This window comes from Nocardia mikamii NBRC 108933 (assembly GCF_001613505.1).
In the GTDB taxonomy this organism is placed as follows: domain Bacteria; phylum Actinomycetota; class Actinomycetes; order Mycobacteriales; family Mycobacteriaceae; genus Nocardia; species Nocardia mikamii.
In genome coordinates this window covers 220,797-238,974 of record NZ_BDCM01000010.1, presented here as the reverse complement: position 1 = coordinate 238,974, position 18,178 = coordinate 220,797, and the positions used below count along the sequence as shown (strand labels likewise).

15 protein-coding genes are annotated in these 18,178 nt (G+C 70.2%); 9 read left to right on the top strand and 6 right to left on the bottom strand.

Going from position 1 to position 18,178, the window contains the following annotated elements:
• The first annotated feature begins 201 nt into the window (after positions 1-201).
• Both NMI01S_RS14140 and recD read left to right on the top strand, forming a co-directional pair.
• Complete coding sequence (locus NMI01S_RS14140) at positions 202-3,564, top strand: UvrD-helicase domain-containing protein (protein ID WP_062997520.1); 3,363 nt, start codon at positions 202-204, stop codon at positions 3,562-3,564.
• Positions 3,561-5,441, top strand: a complete 1,881-nt coding sequence (gene recD, locus NMI01S_RS14135) for an exodeoxyribonuclease V subunit alpha (protein WP_062997325.1) — start codon at positions 3,561-3,563, stop codon at positions 5,439-5,441. The genes NMI01S_RS14140 and recD overlap by 4 nt, the downstream gene beginning before the upstream one ends.
• A gap of 22 nt (positions 5,442-5,463) precedes the next feature.
• Here recD and NMI01S_RS14130 read toward each other — a convergent pair whose 3' ends face one another.
• Entirely contained in the window at positions 5,464-6,168 is a 705-nt protein-coding gene (locus NMI01S_RS14130) for a TetR/AcrR family transcriptional regulator (RefSeq protein ID WP_062997323.1), read from the bottom strand.
• Positions 6,169-6,298: 130 nt separating this feature from the next.
• Between NMI01S_RS14130 and NMI01S_RS14125 the strand changes: the two genes are divergently transcribed.
• Both NMI01S_RS14125 and NMI01S_RS14120 read left to right on the top strand, forming a co-directional pair.
• The gene (locus NMI01S_RS14125) at positions 6,299-7,870 is read left to right on the top strand and encodes a succinic semialdehyde dehydrogenase (protein WP_062997321.1); all 1,572 of its coding nucleotides are present in this window, start codon (positions 6,299-6,301) and stop codon (positions 7,868-7,870) included.
• Positions 7,871-7,907: 37 nt separating this feature from the next.
• Entirely contained in the window at positions 7,908-8,735 is an 828-nt protein-coding gene (locus NMI01S_RS14120; protein ID WP_062997319.1) for an SDR family NAD(P)-dependent oxidoreductase, read from the top strand.
• A 12-nt stretch (positions 8,736-8,747) separates the two neighbouring features.
• On the opposite strand, the gene NMI01S_RS14115 is transcribed toward NMI01S_RS14120, so the two are convergent.
• Positions 8,748-9,263 (bottom strand): NUDIX domain-containing protein, encoded by a 516-nt coding sequence (locus NMI01S_RS14115; protein ID WP_062997317.1) that lies wholly within the window; start codon positions 9,261-9,263, stop codon positions 8,748-8,750.
• A gap of 84 nt (positions 9,264-9,347) precedes the next feature.
• On the opposite strand from NMI01S_RS14115, the gene NMI01S_RS14110 reads away from it, so the two are divergent.
• The 3 genes from NMI01S_RS14110 (at position 9,348) to NMI01S_RS14100 (ending at position 12,565) form a co-directional block, all read left to right on the top strand.
• Positions 9,348-10,517, top strand: a complete 1,170-nt coding sequence (locus NMI01S_RS14110) for an SPFH domain-containing protein (protein WP_062997315.1) — start codon at positions 9,348-9,350, stop codon at positions 10,515-10,517.
• 277 nt (positions 10,518-10,794) lie between these two features.
• Entirely contained in the window at positions 10,795-12,057 is a 1,263-nt protein-coding gene (locus tag NMI01S_RS14105) for a TFIIB-type zinc ribbon-containing protein (RefSeq protein ID WP_063920733.1), read from the top strand.
• Position 12,058: 1 nt separating this feature from the next.
• Complete coding sequence (locus tag NMI01S_RS14100; protein ID WP_062997313.1) at positions 12,059-12,565, top strand: hypothetical protein; 507 nt, start codon at positions 12,059-12,061, stop codon at positions 12,563-12,565.
• A 10-nt stretch (positions 12,566-12,575) separates the two neighbouring features.
• Here NMI01S_RS14100 and NMI01S_RS14095 read toward each other — a convergent pair whose 3' ends face one another.
• Positions 12,576-13,400, bottom strand: a complete 825-nt coding sequence (locus tag NMI01S_RS14095) for a putative protein N(5)-glutamine methyltransferase (protein ID WP_245716858.1) — start codon at positions 13,398-13,400, stop codon at positions 12,576-12,578.
• A gap of 49 nt (positions 13,401-13,449) precedes the next feature.
• Complete coding sequence (locus NMI01S_RS14090; protein ID WP_062997311.1) at positions 13,450-14,322, bottom strand: YdcF family protein; 873 nt, start codon at positions 14,320-14,322, stop codon at positions 13,450-13,452.
• Positions 14,323-14,502: 180 nt separating this feature from the next.
• Here NMI01S_RS14090 and NMI01S_RS14085 point away from each other — a divergent pair, with 180 nt between their 5' ends.
• Positions 14,503-15,351 (top strand): bifunctional 5,10-methylenetetrahydrofolate dehydrogenase/5,10-methenyltetrahydrofolate cyclohydrolase, encoded by an 849-nt coding sequence (locus NMI01S_RS14085; RefSeq protein ID WP_062997309.1) that lies wholly within the window; start codon positions 14,503-14,505, stop codon positions 15,349-15,351.
• Here the strand turns inward: NMI01S_RS14085 and NMI01S_RS14080 are convergent, their stop codons facing one another.
• On the bottom strand, positions 15,352-16,092 hold the full coding sequence (locus NMI01S_RS14080; protein ID WP_062997307.1) for a L,D-transpeptidase: 741 nt from the start codon (positions 16,090-16,092) through the stop codon (positions 15,352-15,354).
• A gap of 140 nt (positions 16,093-16,232) precedes the next feature.
• Complete coding sequence (locus NMI01S_RS14075) at positions 16,233-16,889, bottom strand: cyclodeaminase/cyclohydrolase family protein (RefSeq protein WP_062997305.1); 657 nt, start codon at positions 16,887-16,889, stop codon at positions 16,233-16,235.
• Positions 16,890-17,121: 232 nt separating this feature from the next.
• On the opposite strand from NMI01S_RS14075, the gene NMI01S_RS14070 reads away from it, so the two are divergent.
• Complete coding sequence (locus NMI01S_RS14070; RefSeq protein WP_062997303.1) at positions 17,122-18,159, top strand: LLM class F420-dependent oxidoreductase; 1,038 nt, start codon at positions 17,122-17,124, stop codon at positions 18,157-18,159.
• The last annotated feature ends 19 nt before the right edge of the window (positions 18,160-18,178 follow it).

Genomic DNA, 18,178 nt, shown 5'->3' with positions numbered 1-18,178 from the left:
CCGGAAGCGGCGGCGCACACGACCACCACCACCCGCCGACACACTCGCACCACGAACGAGACAGCCGACGTCGGAGAGCTTTTCGCTGTGGAGGAGGTGCGGTCCGGCGACGGGGCGGACAATCCCGATGCGCCTTCCGAACCGGCGCCCGTCCCCGCGTCGTCGAACCGCGGAGACGGTGCATCCCCCGATCCCGGGCGCATGCGCGCTCTGCGTTCGAGCAGTGTCCGCGCGGGTGGGTCCGCATCGTTCGGCCAGTTCGATCTGTGCGGTGACCTGCCCACGGGGACAACCGTTCTCGAGGCGAGCGCGGGCACCGGCAAGACCTACGCGATCGTCGGGCTGGCGGTGCGGTTCGTCGCCGAGGGGCTGGTCGACATCTCGCAGTTGCTGCTGGTGACCTTCAGCCGGGCGGCGACCCAGGAGTTGCGGGAACGGACGCGGGAGCGGTTCGTCACGGTGGCGGCCGCGCTCGGCGATCCGGAGGCCGCGCGCGCCGGAACCGACGAGTTGATCGCCCATCTCGCCGCTGCCGATCCGGCAGAGGTGGCGCGGCGGCGCCGGCGCCTGGTCGCGGCGCTGTCGGATTTCGATGCCGGCACCATCTCCACCACGCACGGGTTCTGTCAGCGCATGCTCGACGAACTCGGCATCGCGGGCGAACACGATCCGCGGGTGCGGCTGGTCGAGGGCATCGAGGAACTGGTGAGCACGGTCGCCGAGGATCTGTACCTGGCCCGCTACGCTCGTGGCGGCGCGCCGATGCCGGTGCGGCAGGCGCTGTCGCTGGCGGCGGCGGCGGTCGCGGACCGGCGCGCGCGGCTGGTGCCGGGGGAGGAGCTCGGCGATCACCCGGCGGCCGAGGCGGCGGCGTTCGCGGCCGCGGTGCGCGCGGAAGTCGATCGGCGCAAACGGCTTTCGGGCATCCGCGACTTCGACGACCAGCTGGTGCTGCTGCACGACGTACTCGCCGACCCGGTACACGGCGAGCGCGCGTGCCGCCGCATCCGCGCCCGCTTCCGCGTGACACTGGTCGACGAATTCCAGGACACCGATCCCCTGCAATGGGACATCCTGCGGCGGGTCTTCCACGACCACACGACCCTGGTGCTGGTCGGCGATCCGAAACAGGCGATCTACGCCTTCCGCGGCGCCGAGGTCCTCAGTTACCTGGACGCCGTGGCCCACGCCGACACCCGCCGCGAACTCGATACCAACCGTCGCAGCGACGCCGGTCTGCTGGCGGCACTGCACCACATGCTCGGCGGCGCCGCCCTCGGACATGCGCAGATCACGGTGCCCCAGGTCACGGCGGTGCGGCCGCACAGCCGGCTCACCGGCCCCGATGGCGCGGCGGTTCCGTTGCGGCTCAGATGTTTTCCCCGCCAGGGCGCCGGAGCGTTGAACGGCAGCGGGTTCCCGGTGGTGGGCCGCCAGCGCGATCGGGTGGCTACCGACCTCGCCGCCGATATCGTTCGCACCCTCGAGTCCGGCGCGCGCATCGGCGACCGTGCGCTGGGACCCGGCGACATCGCCGTGCTGGTCCGCACCCGCGCGCAGATCGACCTGGTGCGCGCGGAACTGGACCGCGCCGGAGTCGCCTCCGTACTCGCCGGTGGCGCCAGCGTTTTCGCCACCCGCAGCGCCACCGACTGGCTGTGGGTGCTGCGCGCGCTGGAACAACCGCACCGCGGTGACCGGGTCCGGCTGGCCGCCACCACCCCGCTGCTCGGGCTGTCCGCGGCCGATATCGACGCCGGTGGCGCGGATCTGGTGGGCCGGCTCAGCACCCAGTTGCGCGACGCAGCCCGGCTGTTCGCCCGCTCCGGTTTCGCGGCCGTGTTCGACCGGCTGTCCGCCCAGGCCCAGCCCGCGCCGCGACTGCTGGCCCAGAGCGGCGGCGAACGGCGCCTGACCGATCTGCGGCATATCGCGCAACTGCTCGACGAGGTCGCCGCGCGGGAATCGCTCGGGCTCACCGCGCTGACCCGCTGGCTGGCCGACCGGGTCCGTGATCCGGCCTCGGGCGCCGTCGCGGGACGCAGCCGCCGTCTCGACCGCGATGCCGCCGCGGTGCAGATCGCCACCGTGCACGCCAGTAAGGGCCTGGAATTCCCCGTCGTCTATCTGCCCTTCGCATGGGACGGCGCGAAGAACCCCAATCCGTCGACGCTGCTGTTCCACGACGGCGACGAACGGGTCCTGGACGTCGGTGGCCCGGAGGCGCCCGGTTACGCCGAGCACCGCCGCCGCTGTGAGGCCGAGGAAGCGGGGGAGGAATTGCGGCTGCTGTACGTCGCGGTGACCCGGGCGCAGTGCCAGGTGGTGGCGTGGTGGGCGCCGGCGTACGGTACGGCCGCCGCGCCGCTGCATCGGATGATCCTGGGCCGCGACCCCGGCAGCGCCGACGTTCCGGCCCGCAGTGAGGTGCCCGCGGACCCGATCGTGCTGCAGCAGTTGCGCGAATGGGCCGCGGCCGCCGGTCCCGGCCTGATCGAGATCGAGCCCGTCCGCGCGGCGGTCGAGGCGCGGATGCGCACCGAACGCGGCCACACCGCCGGCACGGCACTCGAGGCCGCGCGGTTCACCCGCGCGGTCGACCACGACTGGCGCCGTACCTCGTACTCGGCGCTCACCGCATCTGCGCACGAAAATTCCCATGTTGCAATGGATTTCGTGGCGCCCGATACCGTCGAGGGCGGCACCGACGAGCCGCTGTCGCCGGCGCCGGAACTCGGTCCCGGGCTCGGGGCGGGGGACGAATTCGCCGGTGCGGCACCGTCATTGATGAACGACCTGCCGTACGGCGCCGAATTCGGCACGCTGGTGCACGGCGTGCTCGAGCTGGTCGACACCGATGCGCCGGATCTGGCCGCCGAGGTCCGGTTGCGCTGCGAGGAAGCCGTCGAGCAACTCATGGCCGATATCGAGCCCGGTGACCTCGCCCGCGCGCTCGTCGCGGTGCTGCGCACGCCGTGCGATCCGGTCGCGCTGGCCGACATCCGGTCGCGGGATCGACTGAACGAATTGGAATTCGAACTGCCGCTCGCCGGCGGTGACGACCCGGTGGCGGAGCGGGTGACGGTCCGGCGCATCGGCGCCCTGCTGCGGAAATATCTGCGGTCCGACGATCCGTTCGCCTCCTACGCCGACGCCCTCGATCTGCTCGACGACATTCCGCTGCGCGGATATCTGACCGGAAGTATCGACGCGGTGCTGCGGACCGACGGCCCCCGCTTCCTCGTCGTCGACTACAAGACCAACCGGCTGGGCACCGGTGACCTGACCGTCGCGCACTATCGACGCGACCGCATGGCCGAGGAGATGATGCGCTCGCACTATCCGCTGCAGGCGCTGCTGTATTCGGCGGCGCTGCACCGCTATCTGCGCTGGCGCCTGCCCGGCTACGACCCGGCTCGCCACCTCGGCGGGGTGCGCTATCTGTTCGTGCGCGGCATGATCGGCCCCTGCACCCCGCCCGGCCACGGCGTCTTCGACTGGGACCCACCGGCCGAACTGATCGAGGCGCTGTCGGATCTGCTGGCCGGCCAGGAGGGCCGATGACGGCGATCGCACTGGCGCAGCGCGCTACCGGGCTGCTGCGAACCTTCAATACCGCCGGGGTGCTGTCGGCGGCCGATGTGCACGTGGCGTTGCGGCTGGGCAAGCTCGGCGGTGAATCCGGCGAGCAGGTGCTGCTGGCCGCCGCGCTCGCCGTGCGTGCGGTGCGATCGGGATCGGTGTGCCTGGAATTGCGGCGCATGCACGAAATCGGTGTCGACGGCGAGGGTTTCGACCTCGGCGAGGCGGAGCCGATCGACCCCGCTCTGCTGCCCTGGCCGGAGGTCGACAGCCTGTGCGAGCAGTTGCGCGCGAGCCCGCTGGTGTGCGGCAGCCCGGCCGGACCGCTGTGCCCGCTGCGGCTGGTCGACTCCGAAGGCGGGCCGCTGCTGTATCTGGACCGCTACTACCGGCAGGAGCAGACGATCCGCGAGGTGCTCGCGGACCGTGCGCACGGGCATCCGCTCGTCGACCCGGACACCGTGCGCCGGGAACTGGACCGGCTGTTCCCCGGTACGGGCGGGCCCGGCGCCGCCCCGGACCGCCAGCGCATCGCCGCCGCCGTCGCCGCCACCAGCTGGACCACGGTGGTCGCCGGTGGGCCCGGCACCGGTAAGACCCACACCATCGCCCGCATCCTGGCACTGCTGGTCGCTCATCAGCGCGCGGTCGCCGACACGGCGCCCCTGCGTATCGCACTGGCCGCGCCGACCGGCAAAGCCGCTGCGCGCCTGCAGGAATCGGTGCGCGACCAGGCCCGCGATCTCGACCTCCCGGAGCTGACCGCGGCCACTGTGCACCGGCTGCTGGGCTGGCAGCGCGGCGGCACGACCCGCTTCCGCCATCACGCCCACAATCGGCTGCCCTACGACGTCATCGTCGTCGACGAAACCTCCATGGTGTCACTGACCATGATGAGCAGGCTGCTGCCGGCCGTGCGCCCGGACGCACGGCTGGTCCTCGTCGGCGACCCGGACCAGCTCGCCTCGGTCGACGCCGGTGCCGTCCTCGCCGATCTGGTCGCTGGCCCGGTGGCCGGCCCGCCGAATCCGATCCTCGAGCGGATCCTGGACACCGGCTCGGGACCGGTGGCAGGCGCCGAGGATCTCAGTGAGCGGGAGCGAAACAGATTGCGCGGCGGCATGATTCGCCTGACCCGCGGCCGCCGGTTCGGTGGCCGGATCGCCGATCTGGCGGTGGCGGTGCGCGCCGGCGACGCCGAGACGGCGCTCGCGCTGCTGCACGACGGCGGTGCGGAACTGTCCCTGCACGAACCCGACGACATCGCCGATGTGCGCGCCGACGTGGTCCGCGCCGCCCGCGAATCCACCACCGCCGCCGAGGCCGGGGACGACGCGGCGGCGCTGCGGGCGATGGAATCGCATCGCCTGCTGTGCGCGCACCGGCAGGGGCCGTTCGGTGTCGAACGATGGGACCGGATGGCCGGCGGCTGGGTCGCCGGGGCCGGAATCGGCACGGAATCCGCTGCCGGACAGTGGTTTCCCGGCCAACCCCTGCTCGTGACCGCCAACGACCACGAGGCTCGCATCTACAACGGCGACACCGGTGTCATCGTGCGGTCCGGCGACGGTGGCCTGCGCGCCGCGCTGCAGCGTGGCAGCGAACCGTATCTGGTGCATCCCACGCAGTTCCCGGGTGTCACCACGGTGTACGCGATGACCATCCATCGCAGCCAGGGCAGCCAGTACGGTGCGGTGACGATCGTGCTGCCTGGCCCGGAGTCGACGCTGCTGACCCGTGAACTGCTCTATACCGCGATCACTCGCGCCCGGCAGCGGGTGCGGATCATCGGTACGGCAGAGGCGCTGCAGGCCGGGATCTCGCGGCGGGTGCTGCGGGCGAGCGGGCTGCGCGGCTGATCCCGGGCGTTTTCGCGGGAGTTCAGCCTTGTACGGGCAGAAAGATGCCCGGAATCGTCAGGGCGAGTTCGACATCCTCGCGTCGGCCGAGGGTGACCAGCACCGTGCGGATCATCGTCAGCCGGGCCTCGGCGACCGCCTCGGGATCCGGGTCCGCACCCGGTGCGGTGGCCAGCGACACCTGGTAGACCACGAATGCGCAGACCTGCAGGGCGGTGTCGAGGTCCAGCGGTGCGGGCAACCGCCGGCCCAGCACGGCGAACTTCTCCCGCACCAGCGCGCGGATATCGTCGAAAGCCTGCTCCCGGTACGCCGAGACCGGTGAGGCCGGATCGTGCAGTTCCGCGAACACCGGGCGCAGCATCGGCCCGTGCCCCCGGGCCCAGTCCAGGTAGGCGTCGATGATGCCGATACCGAGTGCCACCGGCTCCTCGGACTCCTCCAGCGCGCGGCGGATCCCGCCCACCAGGCCCTCGTTGGACTGCGTGAGGACGACGTCGAGCGGGGCCGTGGCATTGGCGAAATAGCGGTAGAAGGTGGGCCGCGAGATCCCGGCCTGTTCGATGATGCGCGCGACACTCAGTCCGCGCGAACCGGATTCGGTGAACACCGCGGCGGTGGCGGCGACGATGCGGGAGCGCACCTCGTCGGCCTGTGCGGGTGTCTGCGGCGGCCGGCCCCGGCGAGCGGCGCCGTTGTGAGTGGTGACCACCCCGTCCTGCAGCATCCGTGGTACCTCCCTGATCGGTGGTGCGGACTTGACATGGCCCGGCATCGCCCTATTAATCTAACACCAGTGTTAATCTAACACTGGTGTTCAACAAATTGTTGGCGCCTGCCGACCGAGAGGGCCGACAATGACGACCGCCCCAGACCTCGCCGCTGCTCCGGCCTTGCCGCAGGAGCTGGTGGACCGCCTGCTCGCGCACGCCACCGCGGGTGGCGCTCCCTCGGTGGCGGTCCTCGCCCCGGCCACCGGCGCGAAGATCGCCGATCTGCCGCAGTCGTCCACCGCCGATATCGAGTCCGCCTTCGCGGCCGCCCGCAGCGCTCAGCAGCAGTGGGCGCGGGTTCCCGTGCGCGAACGCGTGGCGGTGCTGCGCCGCTTCCACGACCTGGTCCTGGCCGAACAGGACACCATCCTCGACATCGTCCAGACCGAGGCCGGCAAGTCCCGCGTGCACGCCTTCGACGAGGTCGGGGATGTGGCGGTCAACGCCCGCTACTACGCCGCCGCGGCCGAACGGCTGCTCGCCTCGCGCACCCCTCGCGGTGTGCTGCCGGTGCTCACCAAGGTCGAGGTCCGCAACCGGCCCAAGGGTGTGGTCGCGGTGATCTCGCCGTGGAACTACCCCTTGGCGCTGGCCGTTTCCGACGCGCTGCCCGCGCTGATGGCCGGTAACGCGGTCGTCGCGCGACCGGACAATCAGACCGCGCTCACCGCCCTGTGGGCGATCGACGCCGCCGAACGCGCGGGCCTGCCCACGGGGCTCTGGCAGGCGGTGCTGGGCCGTGGCTCGGTGATCGGCGGTGAGGTGATCGCGCGCGCCGACTACGTCGACTACACCGGTTCCAGCGCCACCGGCCGCACCATCGCCCGGCAGGCGGGGGAGCGGCTGATCGGCTACTCGCTCGAACTGGGCGGCAAGAATCCGCTGCTGGTGCTCGCCGACGCCGACGTGAGCGCGGCCGCCAAGATCGCGGTGCGCGCCTGTTTCGCCTCGGCCGGGCAACTGTGCGAATCCATCGAGCGCATCTATGTGCACGACCGCGTCTACGATCGGTTCGTCAGCGAATTCACCTCCGCCACACAAGCTTTGCGGCTCGGTTCGGCGCTCGACTACTCCTACGAGATGGGTTCGCTGACCTTCCCGCGCCAGCTGAACACGGTCATCGAACACGTCGAGGACGCCGTCGCCAAGGGGGCGACCGTACTGGCCGGCGGTCGCGCGCGGCCGGACCTCGGCCCGTACTTCTACGAGCCGACCGTGCTGGCCGGGGTGCGTCCGGGGATGACCGTCTACCGCGAGGAGACCTTCGGCCCGGTCGTCTCGATCTACCGCGTCCACAGTGACGACGAGGCCGTCGACCAGGCCAACGACACCGCCTACGGTCTCAACGCCAGTGTGTGGAGCCGCGATACGGGACGCGCTCGCGAGATCGCCGCCCGCATCCACGCCGGATCGGTGAACGTGAACGAGGGCTTCATCGCCGCGTGGGGCAGTGTCGCGGCCCCCTCGGGCGGGCTCGGCATCTCCGGCAGCGGCCGCCGCCACGGGCCGGAGGGGCTGCTCAAATACGTCGACACCCAGACCATCGCGGTCCAGCGCGCACTGCCGATCGCGCCGCTGCCGGGCATGTCGGAAGCGCTGTGGGCGAAGACCATGACGCTCTACTTCGGCGTGATGAAGGCGTTGCGGCAGAAATGATCTCGCCCGCTCGGGCACATCGGGAAAGGGAACGAATATGGATACGGTCGCGGGCAAGCGAGTACTGATCACCGGCGCGGCGATGGGCCTGGGCAAATCCTTCGCCCAGCGGGCGGTGCGCGAACAGGCCGCCGACGTGGTGCTGTGGGATGTCAACGAGATCGCGCTGAAGCAGACCGCGGCCGAACTGTCCTCCGGATCGGTGAGCCGGGTGCACCACTACGTGGTCGACGTCTCCGACCAGCAGTCGATCATCGAGGCCGGCGCCGCGGTGCGCTCGGAGGTCGGCGATATCGACGTGCTGGTCAACAACGCCGGAATCGTGCGCGGCAACGGCTACTTCTGGGAAACCGAGAACCGCGCCGACATCGACAAGACGATGGCGATCAATTCACTGGCGCCCATGTACATCGCGCTGGAATTCCTGCCCGCGATGGTGAACCGCAAGACTCCGGCGCGAGTGCTGAACATCGCCTCCTCGGCGGCGCTGGTGGCCAATCCGCGCATGAGCGTCTACGCCGCGTCCAAGTGGGCGGCGCTGGGCTGGTCGGATTCGGTGCGCCTGGAACTCGAGCAGTCCGGCAACGAGCACGTGAAGGTCACCACGGTGTGCCCGACCTACATCAACACCGGAATGTTCGACGGCGCCAAGGGTTTCTGGTTCACGCCGATCCTGGAGCAGGAAGAGGTCGTCGACACCGCGTGGCGGGAGATGAAGAACGGTGCGGCGCTGGTCGTGCTGCCGTGGACCTCCCGGCTCAACCGCGCCATCTCCGGTCTGCTGCCGTTGAAGGTGCGCGATTACTACCTGAACAAGGTGGGCGTCTACCACTCGATGGACGAATTCACCGGTCGCAAGTCCTGATCCGCGGCCGGTTCACGAGGTTTCGCCGGGCCGGTCGCGCCACGGGAGCGTGACCGGTTCGGGTGGAATCCGCCCCGCCAGCAGATCGCCGAGGAGCCCGGCGAGACCGAGCGGGTACACCTCCTGATCGGTGCTCGCGAGCTCATCGACACTCCACCACCGGAATTCGTCGATGGCCGTGCTCTCGTAGCTCAGCAGGCCACTCGTGTCCAGGTCGGCGCCGCCGGTGGGCAGCCGGTAGAAGAAATAGTCCTCACGGAAGATGCCCGACAGCCATCCGGGAATCTCCAGATGCCCGGCCGCTACCGCGACCTGCGGTCCGAGATCCGCTGCGGTGACCCGTAATCCGGTCTCCTCGCCCAATTCCCGCGCCGCGGCCTCCGCCGGCGACTCGGCCGCGTCGATCCCGCCGCCGGGGGTGATCCAGTACAGCGGATCCAGCGTGCCGCGATAGGCGATGAGCAGAATCCGGTCGTCGGCGTCAGCGAGGATCACCCGTCCCGACCTGCGCACGTATCGCTGCTCCACAACGCCTCATGCTAGCGGCCGCGGCGAACCTGTTTGTGCCATACTCTGCGCGGCGGAATGCGCCGAGGGAGGACGGAAGTACGCATGGGCCTGATGGACAAGATCCGCGGTGAATTCGTCGACATCATCGAATGGCTCGACGATACGAATTCCACGCTGGCGTGGCGATTCCCGCGCTACGACAACGAGATCAAGAACGGCGCCGAACTGATCGTGCGCGAGGGTCAGCAGGCCGTCTTCGTCTACCGGGGGCAGCTCGCCGACCGCTACGAGCCCGGCCATTACGCCCTGACCACGGAGAACATGCCGATCATGTCCACTCTGCAGGGGTGGAAACATGGGTTCAACAGCCCGTTCCGGTCGGAGGTGTATTTCGTCAACACCCGCCCGGTCACCGATTTCCGCTGGGGCACACCGCAACCGGTGACGGTCCGCGATCCCGACTTCCGCATGGTGCAGGTCCGCGCCAACGGCACCACCATCGTGAAGGTGGTCGACCCGGCCGTCTTCCTGCGTCAGGTGATCGGCACCGAGAGCGTCGTCGACATGGAGCAGATCACCGATCTGCTGCGGCGCACCGTCGCGCTCGCGTTCTCGGATATGGTGCTCGCGACCGGTCTCGGCGCGATCGATCTGCAGGGCCGCCAGGTCGAATTGTCCGACAAGCTGCGCGAATTCGTGGCGCAGCGGGTGGCGTCGTTCGGACTGGGCGTCGACGCGGTCACCATGACCATCTCGCTGCCGGAGGAGATCCAGCAGGCGATGACCCGCGGCGTGGCCCGCGGTGTCGAGGCAAGCGGATTCGCCGACAACGTCCGCGATCCGAACCGGTACCAGCAGGTGCAGGCGGCCGACGCGATGCTCGCCGCCGCGCAGAATCCCGGCGGCGGTGCGATGGGCGCGGCGATGCAGGCCGGAATGGGCGTGGCCCTGGGCGGGCAGATGGCGGGCGCGATGCAGGGCGCCTTCGCCCAGCCCGCCGCAGGCTACGCCCAGCCGGGCTACGGGCAGCCGCCGCCGCTTCCGGTACAGCAGCAGTTCCACATCGACCTCGACGGGCAGGCGGCGGGTCCCTTCCCGGTCGACCAGCTGCGCCAGTTCGTCGCCGCCGGACGCCTCACCCCGCAGACGAACGTCTGGACCACCGGCATGTCCGCGTGGGCCGCGGCCTCGACCGTCCCCGCGCTGCAGTCGTTGTTCGGCGGTCCGCCGCCGCTGCCCGGCACCCCGCCCCCGCCGCCTCCCGCCGGCTAGCCGCACACCAGCCGAACCCGGGGGACCGATGAACGACCCACGCCCACAACCGAACTCGTCTCCGGTGCGGCCACCGCTCCTGGGCAGCCATGGCGACTCCGCGGGAATGACCCCGCCTCCGTTGCGGCCGCCCGCGCTGGATGGTTATCACCAGGCGGAGGGTGTGACGCCGCCTCCGTTGCGGCCGCCCGCGCCGGATGGCTATCGCGCGGCGGAGGGGATGACGCCGCCTCCGCCGCGGTCCTCTGCGCCGGGTGGTTATCGCGAGCCGGGGAGTATGACCCCGGCACCGATGTCGCCGCCCATGCCGGGCGGTTACCGCTTGCAGGACGGCACGCCGCCGCTCGGCCCGCCGCCAGCCCCGCAGGGTTCGGGAGCTCCGGCCATGCTGCACCGGACCGAACTGACGCGTACCTACCCCTGTGCGGCCTGCGGCGGCCAGCTGGTGTTCGATATCGCCTCGCAGCAGTTGCGGTGTCCCAGTTGCGGAAACTACTCGCCGCTGTCGGCGCCGCGGGCGCCGGTCGTCGCGCGGGATCTGCGGCAGGCGATGGGGGAGTTGCGTGCGCTGCAGGCCGTGACCACCGGGCCGGAGGTCACCGGGGAACGAGAGGTGAAGTGCCAGAATTGCGGTGGCACAACCACGTTCGTCGGCAGCCTGACCGCGACCCGCTGCCCCTACTGTGCCACGCCGATCCAGCGCGACGACGTGCACAACGCTCCCGCCCGGTTGCCGGTGGACGGTGTCGTCCCGTTCCGCATCGACGAGAAGGCCGCGCGTGAACGCGTCGAGAAGTGGGTCTCCGGACGGTGGTTCGCCCCGACCGCGTTCAAGAAGTACAAGCGGCTCGGTTCGCTGGCCAGCGTCTACCATGCCTATTTCACCTACGACGCCGACGTGCACACGTGGTATCGCGGTGAACGCGGCGAGGAGTACACCGAACGCTATTGGGACGACGGAGAGCTGAAGAGCCGCACCGAAATTCGCTGGTTTCCGGCGATGGGGGAGGTCGGCAACCGGTTCGACGATCTGCCGATCCTCGCCAACGACATCGATGACAGCGCACGCGTGGCCGAACTCGAACCCTGGCCGGTCGCGGAGGCCACCGGCTATTCGCCGGAGTACGTCGCCGGACATCTGGCCCGCACCTACGATCGCGACGCCGACCAGATGTTCCCGGTCGCCCGTGCCCGGATGGAGAAGGTCATCGAGCAGACCGTGCGCGCGGACATCGGCGGCGACCGCCAGCGCGTCCACGATCTGCGGTCGAGCTGGAATTCGCTGGCGTACAAGCACATTCTGCTGCCGATCTGGCTGCTGACCGTGGTCTACGCGAACACCCCGTTCCGGGTCTACATCAACGGCCTGACCGGTGAGGTCGTCGGGCAGCGACCGTGGAGCAAGGTCAAACTCGCCGCCTTCGTCACGGTCGTGACGCTGCTGATCATCGGCGCGGTCGTCGCCTTCTCGATGTGGCACGGCGGCGGAACCCACCATCACAGCACCGGCCACACCACCGTCGTTCACCACGGGAGCTGACATGTTCGTGCTGCTACTGCTCCTGCTGGCCGTCCTGGTGATCGTGGGCGGGGCGGTCGCGGCCGGCGCGGTGGCCCTGGCGCATCAGCGTCGCCGCATCGCCGCCGAGAACCAGGTGGTGCCGGGCACGGCCACCCGCGCCCCGTCCGCGTGGGCGCGCTCACACGACCCCGAGGCCCGCTTGCATCGACGCCTGCGCGATGCGATGACGGCGTTGCGCGCGGTGACCGCGTACGACACGGCGGCAACGGTGACCCTCCGGGCCGATCTGGAGCAGTCGGCACTGGCTCTCGACGACCACCTGGTCGCGATCTCGATGCTGCATCCCGACGCGCGGACCGCGCAGCGGGCACAGGCCGAACGCGCGGTCGCGGCGGTGGAGGCGGGTGTCGCCGACTATGCCACGGCGGCAACCCGACCGGATCTCGGTGCGCTCGAGGCGGATCTGGCGGGGGTGCGGGCGCTGTTGCGCACGGCCGACGATCTCCGTCGCGGCATCGGCAGCTAGCTCCCGCCGTTCAGCCGGCGTGTGTCCTGGTTCCGCACACCACGGTCGCGCCGCAGTCGGGCGATTCCGCGATCGCGGGCCCCAGCCCCGCTGCCGCGACGATCGCGGTCGCGGTGTCGATCTGGGCGGTGCCGATCTCGACCAGCATCCAGCCGCCGGCCGTCAGCCACCGCCCGGCGGCATCGGCGACGCGGCGCAGCACGTCGAGTCCGTCCTCGCCGCCGTCGAGGGCGGTGCGGGGTTCGTGGTCGCGGGCTTCCGGCGGCATCCGGGCGATCATCGCCGTCGGCACATACGGGGTGTTGGCCAGGAGCAGATCCACGCGTCCGATCAGTTCGCCGGGCAGGGCGGCGAACAGGTCGCCCTGGAACACCTGCGCGCCCAGTGGTTCCAGATTGCGTCGCGCGCACGCCACCGCGACGGTGTCGATATCGGCGGCGACCAGCTCGACGTCCACCCCACCGGCGCGCAATGCGGTCGTCGCCGCCAGGCCCAATGCGCCGGAGCCACAACACATGTCGACCACGGTGCGCCGATCGCCCGGCCGGGCCGCGGTGCGTTCGAGCGCCTCGTCGATCAGGAACGCGGTGCGTTGCCGCGGCACGAAGACGCCGGGGTCGAGCGCCACCCGTAGGCCGCGAAATTCGGCCCAGCCCACCAGATATTCGAGCGGTATGCCCTCGATGCGCCGGGCGACGAGTGCGGAGAGCTCGCCGGGTGAGGAGGCGGCCTGCCGGAGCAAGGCCGCCTCCTCCTCGGCGAAGACGCATCCGGCGCGGCGCAGATCCGCCACGATCGCGTCGATGCCGGATTCTTCGGATTCGGGGTCGATCACCCCATCATTGTCGGCACGGCGTCAACCATTTTTCGTGCGCGAGCACCGGTCAGCGGGCCGGCGGCAGCAGGAAGGTGCGGGTCGCGTCGAGATAGATGCCGCGTTGAGCGGTCTTGCTCGGCGGCGGCAGCTGCGACACCAGCTGGTCGAGCGAGGTCATCGCCCCGACCACGCGGGTGCCGGCGACGATGAAATCGGCCACCGCGCGGCGGATGTGGTTCGGCGAGGTCACCACGACCGCGCTGGTCGCGCCGGCGTCTCGCAGCATCTGGGTGCTGAACAGCGCGTTCTGCACGGTCGAATTGGCGCGGTCCTCGACCAGCACGCGGGAGGCCGGTATGCCGTGGCCGATCAGCCAGCCCGCCATCGCGGCCGCCTCCGGCACGCCGTTCTGCGGGTTGCCGCCGGTCACCACGATCGGCGACATCGGCGCCGCGATCGCCTGCAACCACGCGGCGGTGAGCCGATTGACCAGTTCGGGGCGCAGACTGCCGTCGGGCAGCAGTCCGTAGCCGAGCACCACGATGCCGGTCTGCGGGCCGACCAGCGCCGGCAGCGGATTGGGCAGGGTGCCCACGGCGGCGCCGATGGCGCCGATGAGGTTGCGGGCTCCTTGGGCCATGCCGGGGTCGATGGTCGCCAGCCGGTTGAACGCGGCTTCGCGGGTGAGCAGATCGCCGGTGTAGTCCGACCAGATGCCCTGCAGGGCCAGTGCCTGCGCGTCGTCGGGGGTGCTGTCCAGCAGCGAGCGCAGATCGGCCAGACCGGCCGCGTCGTTGCCGTTGACGAAGTTCTCCTGCGCCGAGTTGTACAGCGGAGCCGGTCCGTCGGCGGCCGTGGCCGTCGTGGTGAGCGGTCCGGCCAGCAGCGCGGCCGCCGAGGCCGCGATGAGAAGATGTTTCACACGTCTGGCGATGTTCACTGCAGTCGACACCTTTCCGGGCGAGCGGGATCCCGCGTGGGTGGGGTGGGGCATGGGCACAGCCGTGCCCACCATACGACCCGAATCGGCGAGGGCCCCGGATTTACTCCCGCTCGAGTCGGCATTCGCGCGGGTGGCGGCGGCCGTCCGCGCTGGTGCGCGGCCCGATAGGGTGGCCGGGTGGACACCCTATCGCTGACCGGCAAACAACTCGCCGCCGACCTCAACGCCGAGACGAAGAACCGCGCCGCCGCACTGGCCGAAGCCGGGGCCGCCCCCCGCCTGGTGCTGGTGGTGGCCAACGACGATCCGGCCAGCGGGTGGTATGTCAACTCGTTGCAGCGCGCGGCCGGACGCCTCGGAATCGACTGCGAGACAAACGATCTCGGCGCGCAGGCGAGTGCCGCGGAGATTCGCGACGCGCTGGCGAAGCTCAGCGAGGACCCGGCGGTGCACGCGGTGATGTTGCAGACCCCGCTGCCCGCTGGTGTGGAACTCAACGACGTCAGCTCGGCCATCGCCGCGGCCAAGGACGTCGACGGTGTCAGCCCGCTGTCGCTGGGACTGCTCGCCGCCGGACTGCCCGGATTCCCGCCGGCCACCGCACAGGCGGTGGTGGAGCTGGCCAAGCATCACGACACCGTGCTATCGGGCCGGCATGTCGCGGTCGTCGGCCGGTCGAACGTGGTCGGCAAACCTCTGGCACAGCTGCTGCTGGCGGAGAACGCGACGGTGACGGTGTGTCATTCGCGGACCACCGACCTGCCGGCGGTCACCTCGGCCGCCGATATCGTGGTCGCGGCGGCCGGGCGAGCCGGACTGATCGGTGGGGATCACGTGCGCGAGGGCGCGGTGGTCATCGACGTGGGGACCAACGAGGGACCCGACGGTGGCATCGTCGGCGATGTCGACGCCGGCTCGGTGGAAGGCCGGGCAGCGGCACTGAGTCCGGTGCCCGGCGGTGTCGGACCGGTCACCACCGCGCTGCTGATGCGGCACGTGGTGGAGGCGGCCGAAGCGACGCGCTGATCACCAGTGGGTGGTCACCGGATCGCCCACACTCACGTTGTCGTAGTACCACTCGGCGTCGGCGGGGGCCAGGTTGATGCAGCCGTGGCTGACGTTGGAATTACCCTGCTGGCCGACCGACCACGGCGCCGAATGCACGAAGACGCCGCCCGAGGTGAGCCGTTCGGCGAATTCGCCGGTCAGGTAGTAGCCCTCCGGGTCGTCGAGCGGAATGCCGATGGTGCGCGAGTCGAAGATGATGGTGCGGTCCTTCTCCATCACGGGGAAGGTGCCGACCGGGGTCTCGCGCCCGGGCTTACCCATCGAGGCGGGCATGACCCGCGGCGCCTGTCCGGGAATGAACACGGTGAACGTGTGCGCGGACATGTCGGCATCGGCGCTGGTCCCGCCGTCGGTCCGGAATTCGGACCGGGCATTGCCCGCGGTCACGGTGAATCGCGCATCGGCCGGTAGGTATCCGGTGGAGTTCCAGACCAGTTCCCTGTCGTCGGTCCAGGAGAACGTTCCGGCCTGGGAACCGACGTGCACGGACTGTTCGGCGCGGGCGCGATCGGTGACGGGTGCGGTGAATCGGACGGTGATCGGATGGGCGATTCCGACGACGGCGCCGTTGCCCGGTGAAATCGAGGCCACGGGTGTGGTCTGTGGTGTGGCCAGCACCGCTGCCGCGGTGCCCGTGGTGACTGCGGCCAGTACTGCGATGACTGTCGCCAGGAACAAATGACGCATCATGTTCCTCATGGCTCCACCCCCTCAGGTGGTTTGCGTATCAGGACCTCGATCCTAGTTCCGGATGATCATGGTCGCCGGAATAGTTTTCGCTTCGTAACGACAGTTACGGTGTGGCAAACGAGGTTTAGCCGAGGGGTGTGGTAATGCGATCAGCCGACGACGGCAGCGAGAACGTCCGTGTGCAGTGCGTCCGCGCGGGCGAAGATCTCCTCGATGCGCCGCAGCGTGGGCCCGAACTCCTCGGCCTCGTGGTCGCCGAGCGAGCCGACGTTGATGGCGATATTCAACTGTGAACTGGCGGCGGCGGCCCGGGCGGCATCGGCGGCGGCGCCGATGTCGGTGACCACGTTCGGATTGCCGATCGGCAGCAGATCCGCGGCCAGCGAGAGCACCTCGTCGGCCTCGGCGACCACCGCGGCCGGCACCCGCGCGGCCTGCAGCAGTGCCGAGGCGATGGCCTCCTTGCGCGCCGAGATCTGCTCGTCGGTGTCCTTGGGCAGTTTGTAGGCCGCCCCGACCGCGGTGAAGGCGGTGGCGTCGGCGTCGGCCAGGGCCAGCGCGCGCTCACGCGCGGCGTCGGCCGCCGTGATGATCCGATCGATCACCGGACGGTTGTCGGCATCCTTGGCGCGGGTGGTGTAGCGGGCCACCATCGCCACCAGGGCGGCTCCCTGGGCGGCGTGCAGCGCCGCGACCGCACCGCCGCCGGGGGCGGGGATCTTGGCGGCGAGATCGTCCAGGTAGCGGCCGATCGTCGACTCTCCGAACGTCGTGGTGTCCGGCGACGATGCGGTGTCCTGAGACATGCTGCGGGGCCTCCCGTTTCGAGGAATCGGCGTGCGGTACGCCGATAACCGTACCGGGCCGGGCGGCCGGTCATCGAGCGGGCCGCGCCGCCCTGTCGCGGACGGCGCGTGGGCGGTGTGCAGGATGGAACCCGAGGCCACCCCGGCCGCGATCGCGGATCGCGGTTTGTGACGGGTGGTGCAGTGCGATAACCTCACTGCAACTAGTTGCATATGAACGGAGTTGCATAAGATGCGGATCGGGTTGGGCATCAACTATGCGGGGGGCTTCAAGGAGGTCGCGGCCGAGGTCGCCGACCTGGAACGAGCCGGCCTGGACATCGTCTTCGTGCCCGAGGCCTACTCCTACGACGCGGTGAGCGGACTGGGCTATCTGGCGGCCAAGACCGAGCGGGTACAGCTGGCCTCGGGCATTCTGCAGCTCTACACCCGCACGCCCACGCTGACCGCGATGACCGCGGCGGGTCTGGACTACGTCTCCGATGGCCGTTACGTCCTCGGCCTGGGCGCCTCGGGACCGCAGGTCATCGAGGGGTTCCACGGCGTGCCCTACGACGCGCCGATCGGTCGCACGCGCGAGGTCGTGGAGATCTGCCGCAAGGTGTGGCGGCGCGAACGCCTGGAATATCAGGGCAAGTACTACACGATCCCGCTGCCCGCCGAACGTGGCACCGGACTGGGCAAGCCGCTGAAGCTGATCAACCACCCGGTCCGCGACCGCATCCCGGTGCTGCTGGCCGCGCTGGGGCCGAAGAACGTGCAGTTGGCCGCGGAACTGGCCGAGGGCTGGCAGCCGATCTTCTTCCTGCCGGAGAAGGCCCGCGACGTCTGGGGTGAGGCGCTGGCCGCCGGTACCGCGAAACGCGATCCGGAACTCGGCGACCTCGACATCTACGCCGGACCGGCGCTGGCGATCGGCGACAACGTGGAGCCGCTGCGGGAGTTCGTCAAACCGCATCTGGCGCTCTACATCGGCGGTATGGGCGCCAAGAGCAAGAACTTCTACCACTCGCTGGCCACGCAGTACGGTTACGGCGCCGAGGCCGACCGCATTCAGGAGCTGTATCTGGCCGGTAAGAAGGACGAGGCCGCCAAGGTCGTCCCCGACGAGCTGGTGCGTGACATCTCGCTGATCGGTTCGGCGGGCTTCGTCGCGGAGCGGGTGGCGGCGTTCCGGGAGGCCGGTGTCACGGTACTGAACGTGGTGCCGCTGGCCGCGACCGCGGGAGAACGGGTGAAGTTGATCGAACAGCTGCGCGAGCTGGTCTGATCGGTGTGGCCGGCAGTCC

Bases quoted from the DNA above. Each gene is read 5' to 3' on its own strand.
- NMI01S_RS14140 (WP_062997520.1), top strand. From the start codon at position 202: ATGCGCGCTCTGCGTTCGAGCAGTGTCCGCGCGGGTGGGTCCGCATCG.
- recD (WP_062997325.1), top strand. From the start codon at position 3,561: ATGACGGCGATCGCACTGGCGCAGCGCGCTACCGGGCTGCTGCGAACC.
- NMI01S_RS14130 (WP_062997323.1), bottom strand. From the start codon at position 6,168: ATGCTGCAGGACGGGGTGGTCACCACTCACAACGGCGCCGCTCGCCGG.
- NMI01S_RS14125 (WP_062997321.1), top strand. From the start codon at position 6,299: ATGACGACCGCCCCAGACCTCGCCGCTGCTCCGGCCTTGCCGCAGGAG.
- NMI01S_RS14120 (WP_062997319.1), top strand. From the start codon at position 7,908: ATGGATACGGTCGCGGGCAAGCGAGTACTGATCACCGGCGCGGCGATG.
- NMI01S_RS14110 (WP_062997315.1), top strand. From the start codon at position 9,348: ATGGGCCTGATGGACAAGATCCGCGGTGAATTCGTCGACATCATCGAA.
- NMI01S_RS14105 (WP_063920733.1), top strand. From the start codon at position 10,795: ATGACCCCGGCACCGATGTCGCCGCCCATGCCGGGCGGTTACCGCTTG.
- NMI01S_RS14100 (WP_062997313.1), top strand. From the start codon at position 12,059: ATGTTCGTGCTGCTACTGCTCCTGCTGGCCGTCCTGGTGATCGTGGGC.
- NMI01S_RS14080 (WP_062997307.1), bottom strand. From the start codon at position 16,092: ATGAGGAACATGATGCGTCATTTGTTCCTGGCGACAGTCATCGCAGTA.
- NMI01S_RS14075 (WP_062997305.1), bottom strand. From the start codon at position 16,889: ATGTCTCAGGACACCGCATCGTCGCCGGACACCACGACGTTCGGAGAG.
- NMI01S_RS14070 (WP_062997303.1), top strand. From the start codon at position 17,122: ATGCGGATCGGGTTGGGCATCAACTATGCGGGGGGCTTCAAGGAGGTC.